Raw genomic sequence first — 14,348 nt, forward strand, 5'->3', positions numbered from 1 at the left:
TAAAAGTAATGAAGAAGATTTTTACTATTATAATATGTATATGTGCTATAACAGCACAAGCCCAAAAAGCAAGTAATGAAGCTATTCGCAAATTGCAAATGGCAGAGTTTGCCATCGCCAACCTCTATGTTGATTCCGTTGATGAAAATAAGCTGGTGGAAGAAGCCATTATCAAGATGTTGGCACAACTCGACCCACACTCCACCTATAACGATGCTGAAGAGGTAAAGAAAATGAATGAGCCCCTACAAGGTAACTTTGAAGGTATCGGCGTTCAATTCCAAATGATAGAAGATACGCTGCTTGTGGTACAGCCTGTCAGCAACGGTCCCTCGGAGAAGGTGGGTATTCTTGCCGGTGACCGTATCATAGCAGTCAACGATTCCGCTATCGCCGGGGTCAAAATGAGTACGGAAGAGATAATGAGCCGGTTGCGTGGCGCAAAAGGTTCTGAAGTTAAACTGACAATTGTGCGTCGCGGAGTAAACGAGCCTTTGTATTTTACCGTAAAACGGGATAAGATACCTATCCTTAGTTTGGATGCCTCATATATGATACAGCCCCAAACAGGCTATATCCGTATCAACCGTTTTGGAGCAACCACTCCCGAAGAGTTCCTTAAAGCCTTGAAACAGTTACAAAAAAAGGGAATGAAAGACTTGATACTTGACTTGCAAGGAAACGGTGGGGGGTATCTAAACGCCGCTATCGACTTGGCTAATGAATTCCTGCAGCAAAAGGACCTTATCGTCTATACCGAAGGGCGGGCAGCACGCCGCAGCAATTTCTACGCTAAAGGAAACGGTAACTTTAAAGACGGACGCCTCATCGTTTTAGTGGATGAGTATTCCGCATCTGCTAGTGAAATCGTAACCGGGGCCATTCAGGATTGGGATAGAGGAGTTATTGTAGGCCGCCGGACTTTCGGCAAAGGATTGGTGCAACGCCCTATCGACCTGCCGGACGGCTCCATGATACGCCTGACCATCGCACGCTACTATACCCCTTCCGGCCGCTGCATACAAAAACCTTATGACAAAACTGCCAACCTTGACAGAAAACTCAATGGAGAGGACACTTTGGAAAAATACAATCAAGAATTGATAGACCGCTTTAATCATGGCGAGTTAATGCATGCTGACAGCATACATTTCCCCGATTCCCTCAAATATCAAACAAAGAAATTAGCACGTACCGTCTACGGCGGCGGTGGCATTATGCCCGACTTTTTCGTCCCGATAGATACTACTCAATATTCGGATTACCACCGGAACCTCGTAGCTAAGGGTGTAGTTATCAAAACTACAATGAAATTTATAGAAGACCACCGAAAAGAGCTACAAAACAAATACAAGAAGTTTGAAACGTTCAATAATAAGTTTGAAATCAGCGATGAAGTGTTAGCAAACATGCGGACCCTTGCCGATAAGGAAAAGATTAAGTTTGACGAGAAGCAATACCAGCAATCTCTGCCGCTTATCAAAACTCAACTAAAGGCATTAATTGCCAGAGACTTATGGGACATGAACGAATACTTTCAAATAATGAACACCACGAACAACAGTGTGATACAAGCCTTGAAAGTGCTGAATGAGGGAATGTATGAAAAGATGGTGAAATAATAAAGTTTCTTTTACTTGCTCCCGAACAGCCATTGATTCAGCCAGCGGTTCACATAAATATTCACAATCGCACAGCCGGCACCGATAGCAGCGCCCGCCAATACATCCGAAGGATAATGCACTCCTTCATTCATACGTGATACCCCAACCGAACAAGCCCACAAAGCAGAAGGCGCTATCACGTACCATTTAGGGTATTTTACACATAAAGAAGTGGCAAGCGCAAAAGCTGTCGCGGTATGCCCCGACGGAAATGAAGGACTGCTCTCATGACTATACGGATGTACCCTATCCGGATAGCGTTCATACGGGCGTTCACGATCAACAAGATATTTCATACCATAGGTCACTACAAATGCACCTGCCACACTTGTTCCTACATATACGGCATCTTTCAATAAATTTTTGTCTTTTTTGGCCCACGCCGTCAAAGCCATAGCTACCGGAACCCCTATGGCTACATAAGGTTCAGAGCGTGAAATAAATTTATTATAATTGCGGACAAACTTATTATCCCAGCTATTCACCCGGTGCAATGTATTAATATCCCAATTCTGTGCAGAGAGATTAGATACAACTAAGGAAACAAAAAATACAAAAAAAACAGTTTTTCTCATAAAACCAATCTATTAGTTGGGCGCAAAGATAGCCGAAATCTTTAGAGTATTCGCAAATTTATCTTATCTTTGTTGCCACAATTACATATTAATACATTCACATATTCTATTTCATGACATTAAATAGTTGTTACTCTCGGCAGATGGATTGTGCGCTATGTCCTAAAACGTCCCAAGGAGCATTGATATATAACCAATATTCTAAAGGACATCATTCCCCTGCCGAAAAGTGTACACAAAACTGTATAATGTTCATATTGAAAGGCGAATTGCTTATCAATAGTGAAGAATATCCCGGAACTACCCTGCAAAGCAACCAATGCATCCTGCAAGCTATCGGTTCCAAAGTGGAATTATTGGCTCTGACTGATGTTGAATGCCTTGTCTATTGGTTCACAGAGCTTACTTTCCTTTGCGAAGAGCGTTACAAAGAAATACTTGAGATAGCTCATGCCCCGTTGACGTATACACCTTTGACAGTTATCCCTAAACTGGGAAGATTACTCGATGATCTAACAGAATACTTCAAAGAACAACCGAACACATGCGGCAAGTATCTTGACATCAAATGCCAGGAAATAATTTATATTTTAACCTGCTATTATCCGATCCAGCAAATCTGTACTTTTTTCTATCCAATCAGCACATATACGGAAAGTTTCCACTACTTCGTCATGCAAAACTACGACAAGGTGAAAAATGTAGAAGAGTTTGCCCACCTTGGGGGATACACCACTACTACTTTTCGCCGGCTATTCAAAAACATGTACGGCGTCCCTGTATACGAATGGATTCTGGATAAGAAACGCGAGGGGATTCTGGATGACCTGCGATACACTAAACAGCGTATTTCCGCAATCAGTAGCCGTTACGGTTTCGATTCATTATCTCACTTTGCTCATTTCTGCAAAGACTCTTTTGGAGACACTCCCCGTTCCTTACGAAAGCGTGCCGCCAATGGCGAAAACATCACTATTATCTGTAAAGAACACAACAAAGAACAGGAAGACGAATAAGCCAACTTGCTTGCCTGCAAACTTCGTTGTCCACCGATTACGGAATTATTTCTTTAATTCCTTGTTTTATCAAGGTATTTCCTCTATTTTTGCAGAAAAATATGCAAAGAAAAGCTCCACCCCGGCATAAAAAATGAACAAGCTCATTTTATTTTGCTCTCAGTTTGCTTTTCCTTTGCAAAAAATTAATAATGCTGTATTTAAAGAATATATTTTCTAACTATTAAATAATTTAAATTCAATCATTTATGTGGTTAAGTAATTCATCTGTAGGAAGGAAAGTGGTGATGAGCGTTACCGGTATCGCCCTTGTCCTGTTTCTGACATTTCACATGGCGATGAACCTTGTTGCATTGGTTTCGGCCAACGGCTACAACATGGTTTGTGAGTTCTTGGGAGCAAACTGGTACGCATTAGTAGCTACCGTTGGTTTAGCTGCCTTGTTCATCATCCACATCATCTACGCTTTTTGGCTAACTATGCAAAACCGTAAAGCACGTGGTAATGAACGTTATGCCGTAGTAGACAAGCCGAAAACGGTGGAATGGGCTTCTCAAAACATGCTTGTGCTGGGTATCATCGTAATTGTTGGTCTTGGTCTGCATCTGGTAAATTTTTGGGCAAAAATGCAGCTTCCCGAATTGATGCACAATATGGGTGTACACACCGACATGCTCACGCTGTCTTATGCTGCCAACGGTGTCTATCACATTCAGAACACCTTCTCCAACCCGGTATTCGTAGTGCTTTACCTCATTTGGCTGGGTGCATTGTGGTTCCACCTGACTCACGGTTTCTGGAGCTCCATGCAGTCTTTGGGCTGGAACAACAAAGTATGGATCAACCGTTGGAAATGTATCTCCAACATCTATTCCACTATCGTTGTTGTATGCTTCGCTCTGGTAGTTGTCGTATTCTTCATCAAATCATTGATGTGTAGCGGCGCTTGCTGATAAATTATTGTAAATGATTAAATTGTAATAGCATTATGACTAAGATAGATTCTAAAATACCGGAAGGACCGGTAGCTGAGAAATGGACTAACTATAAAGCTCATCAAAAATTAGTGAACCCTGCCAACAAACGCCGTTTGGACATCATCGTAGTAGGAACCGGACTTGCCGGTGCTTCCGCTGCCGCTTCTCTCGGTGAAATGGGTTTCAGAGTATTTAATTTCTGCATCCAAGACTCTCCGCGTCGTGCGCACTCTATTGCTGCACAAGGTGGTATCAATGCAGCAAAGAATTATCAAAATGACGGTGACTCCGTTTACCGTTTGTTCTACGATACAGTAAAGGGTGGCGACTATCGTGCCCGCGAAGCTAACGTTTATCGTCTGGCTGAGGTATCAAACGCTATCATCGACCAATGCGTTGCACAAGGTGTTCCTTTCGCTCGCGAATACGGTGGCTTGCTCGACAACCGTTCTTTCGGTGGCGCACAGGTTTCACGTACATTCTACGCTAAAGGTCAGACAGGCCAACAACTGTTGTTGGGTGCATACTCCGCACTGAGCCGTCAGGTAAACGTAGGTACTGTAAAACTGTTTACACGCTATGAAATGCAGGACGTTGTTCTCGTGGAGGGACGTGCCCGCGGTATCATTGCAAAGAACCTTGTAACCGGTAAGCTGGAACGCTTTGCAGCCCATGCAGTAGTTATCGCTACCGGTGGTTATGGAAACGCATATTTCCTTTCTACCAACGCCATGACTTGTAACTGTACGGCAGCTATTTCCTGCTACCGCAAGGGTGCATGGATGGCTAACCCCGCTTACGTACAAATTCACCCGACATGTATCCCCGTTCATGGCGACAAGCAGTCTAAACTGACTTTGATGTCCGAATCACTGCGTAACGACGGTCGTATCTGGGTTCCGAAGAAACTGGAAGATGCCAAGAAACTGCAAGAAGGCACTCTACAAGGAAAAGATATTCCTGAGGAAGACCGCGACTACTACTTGGAACGCCGTTATCCGGCATTCGGTAACCTCGTTCCGCGCGACGTTGCCAGCCGCGCCGCCAAAGAACGTTGCGACAAAGGCTTCGGCGTAAACAATACCGGCCTGGCCGTATTCCTCGACTTTAGCGATGCAATCAACCGTCTGGGCAAGGATGTTGTGGCTCAACGCTACGGTAACCTTTTCGATATGTATGAAGAAATCACCGACGTAAGCCCCTATGAGAACCCGATGATGATTTACCCTGCCATCCACTACACAATGGGCGGTATCTGGGTTGACTACGAACTGCAGACTTCTATCAAGGGCTTGTTCGCTATCGGTGAATGTAACTTCTCCGACCATGGCGCCAACCGCCTCGGTGCTTCCGCATTGATGCAAGGTTTGGCCGACGGTTATTTCGTATTGCCTTACACTATTCAGAACTATCTGGCTGACCAGATTACCGTTCCCCGCTTCTCTACCGACCTGCCTGAATTTGCAGCTGCAGAGAAAGCCATCCAGGAGAAGATTGACTGGATGATGAACATCAAGGGTAAGAAGTCCGTAGACTCTATCCACAAGGAACTGGGCCACGTTATGTGGGAATACGTCGGTATGGGACGTACAGCCGAAGGATTGAAAGAAGGATTGAAGAAAATGAAAGAAATCCGTAAGGAATTCGAAACCAACCTCTTCATCCCCGGCGACAAAGAAGGCATGAACGTAGAGCTCGACAAGGCTATCCGTCTGTACGACTTCATAACAATGGGCGAACTGGTGGCATACGATGCCCTAAACCGCGACGAAAGCTGTGGTGGGCACTTCCGCGAAGAATACCAGACAGAAGAAGGCGAAGCTAAACGTGATGACGAAAACTTCTTCTACGTTGCTTGCTGGGAATACCAAGGCTCTGATGAAAAGGCTCCGGTATTGCTGAAAGAACCGCTGGTTTACGAAGCAATCAAGGTACAGACTCGTAACTATAAGAGCTAATCGGGAAGTTGAACATTTAAAGAATTAAAGAAAATGGATAAAAATATATCATTTACGCTCAAGGTATGGCGCCAAAAGGGTCCAAAAGCAAAAGGCGCTTTTGAAACATACCAAATGAAAGATATCCCGGGCGATACTTCATTCCTCGAAATGCTGGATATTCTGAACGAACAGCTCATTAGTGAAGGTAAAGAGCCGGTTGTATTCGACCATGATTGCCGCGAAGGTATCTGCGGTATGTGTTCTCTCTACATTAACGGACATCCACATGGGCCTGCAACAGGTGCCACTACTTGCCAAATCTATATGCGTCGTTTCAACGACGGTGACACGATCACCGTAGAACCTTGGCGCTCTGCCGGCTTCCCGGTAATCAAGGACTTGATGGTGGACCGTACGGCATACGACAAAATTATGCAAGCCGGTGGTTACGTAAGTGTACGCACTGGTGCTCCTCAGGACGCCAATGCCATCCTGATCCCGAAGCCCATCGCTGACGAAGCTATGGATGCCGCTTCTTGCATCGGCTGTGGCGCCTGTGTAGCTGCTTGTAAGAATGGTTCTGCCATGCTATTCGTTTCTGCTAAGGTAAGCCAGCTGAATCTGTTGCCCCAAGGCAAACCGGAAGCATTACGTCGTGCCAAAGCCATGTTGAGCAAAATGGATGAACTCGGTTTCGGTAACTGTACAAATACTCGTGCTTGTGAAGCTGAATGTCCGAAGAACATTTCCATCAGCAATATTGCACGTCTGAACCGCGACTTCATCATCGCAAAACTGAAAGACTAACCGTACTTTCTACATCTTAGACAATATAGGATACGGCTTCGGATAAACCTCTGGGCAAGCTCAAGTTTATCACTTTGCTTTCACTATATTTGATTAATATCACAAAGAACTCTTCTGTCGGGAAACCGGTAGAAGAGTTTTTTATTACATAGAAACTACTGAAGCTGGGAAAAGGCTGTCCCAAAGGATTATCATATCGTCAGCATATACTCCCCATTGAAATCAGGATGTCAATCGTGTGCGAAAACAGTGAATAACATTAAAAGATAATTAAAAGAAATTCCGAGAAAGAGTAAACATTTGGAAGATATACAAAGAAACCATACATTTGTCATGTGATTTTTTTCATAGTATTAGATTTAAGGTTAACAAAGGTTGGAGTACAGCGGTACTCCTTTTTTATGCCAATAAATGATATACTCCTCCAACCAACGTTTTCACCACTCCTTTCATTTCCAGTTCAAAGAGCAAGGCACTCATGCGGTTTACGGGAATATCCGCTTCCACCACAAGTGTATTGATATGCAAATCACCCTGGCGGACCAATATACGCACCACAGCCTCTTCCTCTTCCGTCAACTCCGGAAACAAACTTCGCTGGATACCCTCTGCCTTAACCGGCGGTTCCGTATCAGTCCAACCCATCATTTTCACAAACTCCCCTGCACTTTGCACAAGCGCCGCCTTATTATCCCGTATCAACTGATTGCAACCGATAGAAGCCGTATCCGTCACTCGTCCGGGTATGGCAAAGCAATCGCGATGATAGCCATCAGCTAAATCGGCTGTAATCAAAGAACCTCCTTTAGCAGCAGACTCCACTACAATTGTTGCATCACACATTCCGGCCACAATACGGTTACGGCTGACAAAATTATGTTTATCCGGATTAGTTTCGGTGAGAAACTCCGTAAGCAGCCCGCCATTTGCCAGCATATCAACAGCCGTTTTGCGATGAAGCGAGGGGTAAATGCGGTCCAAGCCATGAGCCAAGACGGCGACAGTGGAAATATCATTGGCCAAAGCCGCACGATGCGCATGAATATCAATGCCATAAGCAAGTCCGCTCACCACCAGCACATCAGGAAGAAGCGCGGACAAATCGTGTAGGAAATCCGCACAAAACAGCTTACCGTATTCCGTAGCACGACGCGTACCTACCATATTGATGACATGCAAACGATTAAGATCGACATTCCCTTTAAAGAACAGGACAACCGGAGCATCTTCACATTCACGCAGCCGGGAAGGATAGGCCTCATCCTGCAAGGTAAGGCAAGTCAGGCGATTCTTTTCCACAAACCCCATTTCGCGTTCGGCACGAATAAAAGCGGCAGGACAGTCAAGAGCAGTAACTATGGAGGGATTTACACCGGGCAGGAGTTTCGGCAACTCTTTACGCTGTCTGAAAACGTTGACGGCACTTCCCGCACCGTCTATTAAACGCTTTGCCCCGATATGTCCTATACCGGGGCAAAGCGGAAGAGCTATACTACAAAGGCGTTCGTCGTTATTCATGGTCGAGGTAAGGGGCAAAGACGTTATCGAATAATTCGCTGTCGCTTAAACGTCCGTTAACCACACATACCGTTTCAACCACCGCCTTAATGGCTACTTTATTATCACTCTCTCTGAAAATATCCTGATAAAACACATATTTGATGCCTTCTTTCTTCATAGCCAGCTTCGACACAAATTCGTCACCGCTTTTCAACGGTGTCTTGAAAGCCATATTGATACGTGCCACTACCGGATTCACACCCTGTTCATGCAGCGCGGCAAAGCTGACACCCGTACTCAACAGGAACTCATGCCGCGTATGCTCCAGATAATGCTGATAGTTGGCATTGTTGACAATGCCTTGCAGGTCACACTCATAGTCGCGGACCTTCATTTTCAGTTCATAAATATAATTCATTTTGATATTTACGGTTTATTCCTACGTGATAACACGTCTTTTATCTCTGACACATAGATATATTGACAATCGACGATCGGGCAATCAGCCGCGTTTGTTTTCTATATCCAAACCTTTGAACTTCTTCAGTTCCTCCACAGAAACCAGCTTGTAGAGTTTGTCACTGGGACGTATTTTATCCGCTTTCATCGAGAAATGCTGCCCTTTCCTAACAGTCTGCACAGGCTTCAAATCCACGCGTGCTTCTTCCAGGGTAGTAAAGACAGCCCCTGTCGTGGGCCCAGTTATCAACAGTTTGTCACCCACGTTGACTTCGGCGGCTTCCACCAGAAACTCCGCCACACCGATATTCGAGAAATAGCGAATCCCTTTACCCACATAGATTTTGCGTTCCGTAGCGGCCGAGCCATAATTCCGGGTCCATTCGCCCAAACGTTGTCCCAGATAATAGCCATCCCAAAATCCGCGGTTAAAGACGGTTTTCAGACGTTCATCCCAGACAGCTATCTTTTCATCGGTGAATGTACCTTCCACGTACGAACGGATGGCTTCTTTATAGCATTCCACTACGGTACGTACATACTCAGGACCGCGGGCACGCCCTTCAATCTTGAACACGCGCACACCGGCATCCAGCATCTTGTTCATAAAATGGATAGTCTTCAAGTCCTTAGGCGACATGATATATTGGTTGTCAATATCGAGTTCTACATCCGTCTCCTTGTCGCGTACCGTATAGGAACGGCGACACACCTGCATACAGGCTCCCCGGTTGGCAGAATGGTTCATCTCGTGCAACGAAAGATAACACTTGCCCGATACCGCCATGCACAAAGCGCCATGGCAGAACATTTCGATGCGTATCTGCTCACCACCCGGTCCGCAGATATTCTCTTCGCGAATATGGCGGTAAATCTCTGCCACCTGTTCCAAGTTCAACTCACGCGCCAGCACCACTACATCAGCAAACTGTGCATAAAAGCGCAAAGCCTCCACATTCGAAATATTCAGTTGTGTGGACAAATGCACCTCCTGCCCTATCTGCCGGGCATAACTCATCACAGCCACATCCGCTGCAATCACAGCCGAAATACCGGCGGCTTTTGCCGCATCCACAATGGTGCGCATCAGAGGAATATCATTATCATATATAATGGTATTTACCGTAAGATAACTTTTCATACCATGCTCATCACAGGTCTGAGCAATCTCCCGCAAATCGTCAATAGTAAAGGTATTGGCGGAACGGGCACGCATATTCAGGTTCTCTATACCGAAGTAAATAGAGTCCGCACCCGCCTGAATGGCTGCGGCAAGAGACTCGCGTGAACCTACCGGCGCCATTATTTCAAAATCAGTGATAGAGGACATAACAAATCTATTTGTATTATTACATTCGTACCTTATTTTTCGCAAAGGTAGCCTTTTTTCCGTATTTTTGCAGCCAAATCCCGTTAGATTATGAAGATTCAAAATATAGACCTCGGCAAGTACCCTGTATTGCTTGCCCCTATGGAAGACGTGACCGACCCGGCTTTCCGCCTGATGTGCAAAAACTTCGGAGCAGACATGGTATATACTGAGTTTGTATCAAGCGACGCACTGATACGTTCCGTCAGTAAGACCGAACAGAAGCTGAAAATCAGTGACGAGGAGCGTCCCGTAGCCATACAGATATACGGTAAAGATACGGACACGATGGTGGAAGCTGCACGAATTGTAGAACAAGCACATCCGGATATTCTGGACATCAACTTCGGATGTCCGGTGAAGCGTGTAGCCGGCAAAGGGGCAGGAGCCGGAATGTTGCAGAACATTCCCAAAATGCTCGAAATAACCCGCTCCGTAGTGGATGCCGTAAAAATACCGGTCACCGTAAAGACCCGTCTCGGTTGGGATGCCAGCAACAAGATTATCGTGGACCTGGCAGAGCAACTGCAAGACTGTGGCATTGCCGCCCTTACCATTCATGGCCGTACCCGCGCCCAAATGTACACCGGCGAAGCGGACTGGACGCTGATTGGCGAAGTCAGGAACAATCCCCGCATGCATATCCCCATCATCGGCAACGGCGACATCACCACTCCCCAAAGAGCCAAAGAGTGTTTTGACCGTTACGGAGTGGACGCTATCATGATAGGCCGCGCCAGCTTCGGCCGTCCATGGATATTCAAGGAAGTGAAACATTATCTGGAGACAGGCGAGGAAATGCCGCCCCTCAGTTCCGAATGGAAGCTGAACGTGCTCCGGCAAGAAGTGGAAGACAGCGTAAAACTGCTGGACGAACGAAGAGGCATTCTGCATGTACGCCGCCATTTGGCGGCAAGCCCGCTATTCAAGGGTATTCCCAACTTCCGGGATACACGCATCGCCATGCTGCGTGCAGAAACGAAAGAAGAACTATATCGCATCTTTAACGAAATAGCAAAATTGAACATCACCTGAACATCGGCTGCGCAAACCATCGCTTGAACATCCATGTAACCACCACATAGAGAACGATGGCAGAGAAAAAGCCCACAATGGCATCAATCAGGTAATGAGCCTGAATATACACCGTAGCCCCACACAGCAACAAATAGAAAGGAAGCAGTCCGGCAAACAAACGCTTGCTACCCCGCCATGCCATAATCATCAGGATGGTGGACATGCCGACATGCGAGCTGGGAAAAGCCGCCGTCGGGCGCTCACCCACTTGTTGCGAACTCTCCACCAAATTATAAAAGAAACCATGTTCGTATCCCGGTCCGGGAAGCAACTCCTGATTATGGTTGAAATAATCGCCGATAGAAGGAAATACTCCTCTTGCTACATTCTCCTCGCCAATGGCCGGAAAATAAAACTGTGGTCCTGCCACCGGCACGAAGATATAAAACAGATAATAAATAAAGAAGGCAGTGACTATGACAAACGAGACTTTCTCAAAAAGCTCAAAACGATAGAGGAAATACCACACCACCACCAAAAGGATCATCGGATAGTAGAAGAAGTAACCCATATTGAACGGTTCACTGACCCACATCTGCGGGAAGCGCAAACAGAACCATACGGCAGGCTGTCCGCCGAATACCCATTGCTCGGCTGAGGCGAAGACATGGTCGAGATTGGGAAAGATGCGGTTGAACTCAAATGTGTCGGGATACCAGTAAGAAAGCAGCGACATCTGGATAGCTATACGGATAAAAGCAGAAAACTTACAAGGCGCAAGCCGGTAAAGATACATCAGTAGAAACGTCATACCCGCAATCACGACGCGATCGACAAGCATCTGCACCGGATGATCCATTTCTTGGAAAAGAAACAGTATGAGAATGGAAGTCAACAGATTATATATCAGCGTGATCTTCTCTACCGCAAAAAGCCCTTTACGGGTTTCTACTCTCTTGAATAAGTCTAAAGCCATCCTTTATCTTTATACCAGGCAATGGTTTCTTTCACTCCCCGTTCCAAATCATATTCAGGGCGGTAGCCAAGTTCCTTGACAGCCGGAGTTATGTCGCATTGCCAGTTGCGTTGTTTCATTATTCTATACTTGTCCGAATTGAGCGTACTGGTAGTATTCCGACATTTCGCCCAATATTCAGCGAGCAAAGATACAACTTTCAATATAATTAACGGACATCTCAGGCGAATTACAAACGGATTTCCCAATTCTTTCCGTATCAAGTCGGAAAAAGCGCGGCTCTGATACACCCTGCCGTCTGCCAGAAAATAAGCGCGACGGGATATTTGCTTCTCGATTCCAAGGAACACAGCCTGCACAATATCTTTGACATAGACAAACGTCAAATCCTGTCGGCGGAAACCCACTGAGAAGTCGGTGTGTTGCCGGATGGACTTTGCCACCAGAAAATAATCCTTCTCACGCGGCCCATAGACACCCGTAGGACGGTAAATGACGTACGGGAAATCAGGCATGCTTTGCAGATAAGCCTCTGCCTTCAACTTACTAAGGCCATAAGCCGTATTGGGTAGCGGAGTATCCTCTTCCCTTATCGGAGTATATGACTTTTCGTGTACCGGACCGAACACACTTAGCGTACTGATAAAAATAAACTGTCCGGGAATCATATCCAAGTTACGCAACGTATCCGCAAAATTCCTGGTTTGCAAATAATTCACCCGGTCGAAGTCGTTCTTGTCCACGCACTTTGTCGCCCCGGCGCAATGGATGATGTAATCGAACTTGCCATTGGCTTCCTTATGGGCGGACAACTGCGCACAAAGCACATCGGGATGGGCAAAGTCGAGTTCAAGAAAATGTATCCTGCTATCTTGCAAATACTCCCGGCTGCTGGACGAACGAATACCCGCCCATACGCCAAACCCGCGTTTCAACGCTTCCTCCACGATGAAACTTCCGATAAAACCACTTGCTCCTGTAACTAAAACTGACTTCACGTTATTAATTATGAATTATGAATTATTTCCTTTACCGGCTCCACATGAATACCGACATGGGTTCCCCTGCCGAAGCGCTCTTTCAAGGTGCTTTCAATGGCTGTTGCCGTACGGTGCGCCTCCTCCAATGTAATGTTGCCGTCCATGCGCACATGCACTTCTATCGCATAATAGCTGCCTATACGGCGGGTACGCAGATGGTGCGGCGAACTCACTCCGGGAAAAGAAAGGATAATTTTCTGTATCTCACTTTCCACATCGGCAGGCAATGACTTTTCCAACAGCTCGTCTACGCAAGGAACCAATAACTTTATGGCCACCTTCATGATGAAGAAACTGACAACAACAGCCGCTATCGGATCGAGTACCCGCCAATGATTTCCCAAAAGAATAGCTCCGCCGATGCCGACAGCGGTTCCTATGGAAGAAAGGGCGTCACTGCGATGATGCCACGCGTTAGCCACCACCGCCTGGGAATTCAGCTTCTTCCCCTTGAACACCGTATAGCGATAAAGCGCTTCCTTAGAAACGATGGAAACCAGCGCCGCTATCAATGCCAGCATCCCCGGTTCCTGCAAAGAACCTCCATGCAGAAAATGATAAATGGATGAAGCGCCGTTCCACAAAATCCCAAAACCGACAAAAAGTAATACAATACCGATAATGGCTGTTGCCAATGTCTCATATTTACCATGTCCGTAATCGTGCCCCTCATCTTCCGGTTTGGAAGAGATGCGCACGAAGACAATGACAATGATGTCTGTCACAAAGTCCGACAACGAGTGGACGGCATCGGCCAGCATTGCGGCACTATGCCCCACAATTCCCGCAAAGAACTTAAATAGAAGCAACAGGAAGTTCACCCCGCTTCCCACAACCGTTACGTGGTAAATTCCTTTTTCTCTTGCGGCATCTTCTTTATCCATAGGCTGTACTTCCATTTTACTTTTTCTAAGTTGTTGCAAATATAGTACATAAATCCATTATGGGCGGCCGTTCCGTTATAATTTTCAGTAAGACAGGAAGATTTTGAAGCCGGAGTGAACGAGT

13 protein-coding genes are annotated in these 14,348 nt (G+C 46.0%); 6 read left to right on the forward strand and 7 right to left on the reverse strand.

What is annotated here, in order from left to right:
• The first annotated feature begins 8 nt into the window (after window positions 1–8).
• Complete coding sequence (locus NQ546_RS02485) at window positions 9–1,622, forward strand: S41 family peptidase (RefSeq protein ID WP_004291701.1); 1,614 nt, start codon at window positions 9–11, stop codon at window positions 1,620–1,622.
• Between the two features lie 11 nt (window positions 1,623–1,633).
• Here the strand turns inward: NQ546_RS02485 and NQ546_RS02490 are convergent, their stop codons facing one another.
• The gene (locus NQ546_RS02490; RefSeq protein ID WP_004291702.1) at window positions 1,634–2,239 is read right to left on the reverse strand and encodes a phosphatase PAP2 family protein; all 606 of its coding nucleotides are present in this window, start codon (window positions 2,237–2,239) and stop codon (window positions 1,634–1,636) included.
• A 113-nt stretch (window positions 2,240–2,352) separates the two neighbouring features.
• Between NQ546_RS02490 and NQ546_RS02495 the strand changes: the two genes are divergently transcribed.
• From NQ546_RS02495 to NQ546_RS02510, 4 genes are all read left to right on the forward strand, one after another.
• Window positions 2,353–3,255, forward strand: coding sequence for a helix-turn-helix domain-containing protein (locus NQ546_RS02495; protein WP_081446775.1), 903 nt, complete (start codon window positions 2,353–2,355; stop codon window positions 3,253–3,255).
• Window positions 3,256–3,503: 248 nt separating this feature from the next.
• Window positions 3,504–4,208, forward strand: coding sequence for a succinate dehydrogenase/fumarate reductase cytochrome b subunit (locus NQ546_RS02500; protein WP_004291705.1), 705 nt, complete (start codon window positions 3,504–3,506; stop codon window positions 4,206–4,208).
• Between the two features lie 35 nt (window positions 4,209–4,243).
• On the forward strand, window positions 4,244–6,190 hold the full coding sequence (locus NQ546_RS02505) for a fumarate reductase/succinate dehydrogenase flavoprotein subunit (protein WP_004291706.1): 1,947 nt from the start codon (window positions 4,244–4,246) through the stop codon (window positions 6,188–6,190).
• Window positions 6,191–6,223: 33 nt separating this feature from the next.
• On the forward strand, window positions 6,224–6,979 hold the full coding sequence (locus NQ546_RS02510) for a succinate dehydrogenase/fumarate reductase iron-sulfur subunit (RefSeq protein WP_004291708.1): 756 nt from the start codon (window positions 6,224–6,226) through the stop codon (window positions 6,977–6,979).
• Between the two features lie 399 nt (window positions 6,980–7,378).
• Here the strand turns inward: NQ546_RS02510 and dprA are convergent, their stop codons facing one another.
• From dprA to NQ546_RS02525, 3 genes are all read right to left on the reverse strand, one after another.
• Window positions 7,379–8,497 carry a DNA-processing protein DprA gene (gene dprA, locus NQ546_RS02515; RefSeq protein ID WP_004291710.1) on the reverse strand — a complete coding sequence of 373 codons (1,119 nt, stop codon included), beginning with the start codon at window positions 8,495–8,497 and terminating at the stop codon, window positions 7,379–7,381.
• Entirely contained in the window at window positions 8,490–8,897 is a 408-nt protein-coding gene (locus NQ546_RS02520) for an acyl-CoA thioesterase (RefSeq protein ID WP_004291712.1), read from the reverse strand. Before NQ546_RS02520 ends, dprA begins: the two co-directional genes overlap by 8 nt.
• 84 nt (window positions 8,898–8,981) lie before the next feature.
• Window positions 8,982–10,268: a peptidase U32 family protein gene (locus tag NQ546_RS02525; RefSeq protein WP_004291714.1), complete on the reverse strand. Its 1,287-nt coding sequence runs from the start codon at window positions 10,266–10,268 to the stop codon at window positions 8,982–8,984.
• Between the two features lie 90 nt (window positions 10,269–10,358).
• On the opposite strand from NQ546_RS02525, the gene dusB reads away from it, so the two are divergent.
• Window positions 10,359–11,342: a tRNA dihydrouridine synthase DusB gene (dusB, locus tag NQ546_RS02530; RefSeq protein ID WP_004291716.1), complete on the forward strand. Its 984-nt coding sequence runs from the start codon at window positions 10,359–10,361 to the stop codon at window positions 11,340–11,342.
• Here dusB and NQ546_RS02535 read toward each other — a convergent pair.
• Genes NQ546_RS02535 through NQ546_RS02545 form a run of 3 tightly spaced genes read right to left on the reverse strand, consistent with a single transcriptional unit; the run spans window position 11,335 to window position 14,239 of the window.
• Window positions 11,335–12,300 (reverse strand): phosphatase PAP2 family protein, encoded by a 966-nt coding sequence (locus tag NQ546_RS02535; protein WP_004291718.1) that lies wholly within the window; start codon window positions 12,298–12,300, stop codon window positions 11,335–11,337. The two genes, dusB and NQ546_RS02535, sit on opposite strands and share 8 nt — an antisense overlap.
• The gene (locus NQ546_RS02540) at window positions 12,291–13,298 is read right to left on the reverse strand and encodes an NAD-dependent epimerase/dehydratase family protein (RefSeq protein WP_004291720.1); all 1,008 of its coding nucleotides are present in this window, start codon (window positions 13,296–13,298) and stop codon (window positions 12,291–12,293) included. Before NQ546_RS02540 ends, NQ546_RS02535 begins: the two co-directional genes overlap by 10 nt.
• An 8-nt stretch (window positions 13,299–13,306) precedes the next feature.
• Complete coding sequence (locus tag NQ546_RS02545) at window positions 13,307–14,239, reverse strand: cation diffusion facilitator family transporter (protein ID WP_004291722.1); 933 nt, start codon at window positions 14,237–14,239, stop codon at window positions 13,307–13,309.
• Between the last annotated feature and the right edge of the window lie 109 nt (window positions 14,240–14,348).

The sequence above is a fragment of the Bacteroides eggerthii genome (assembly GCF_025146565.1).
GTDB classification, from domain to species: Bacteria; Bacteroidota; Bacteroidia; order Bacteroidales; family Bacteroidaceae; genus Bacteroides; species Bacteroides eggerthii.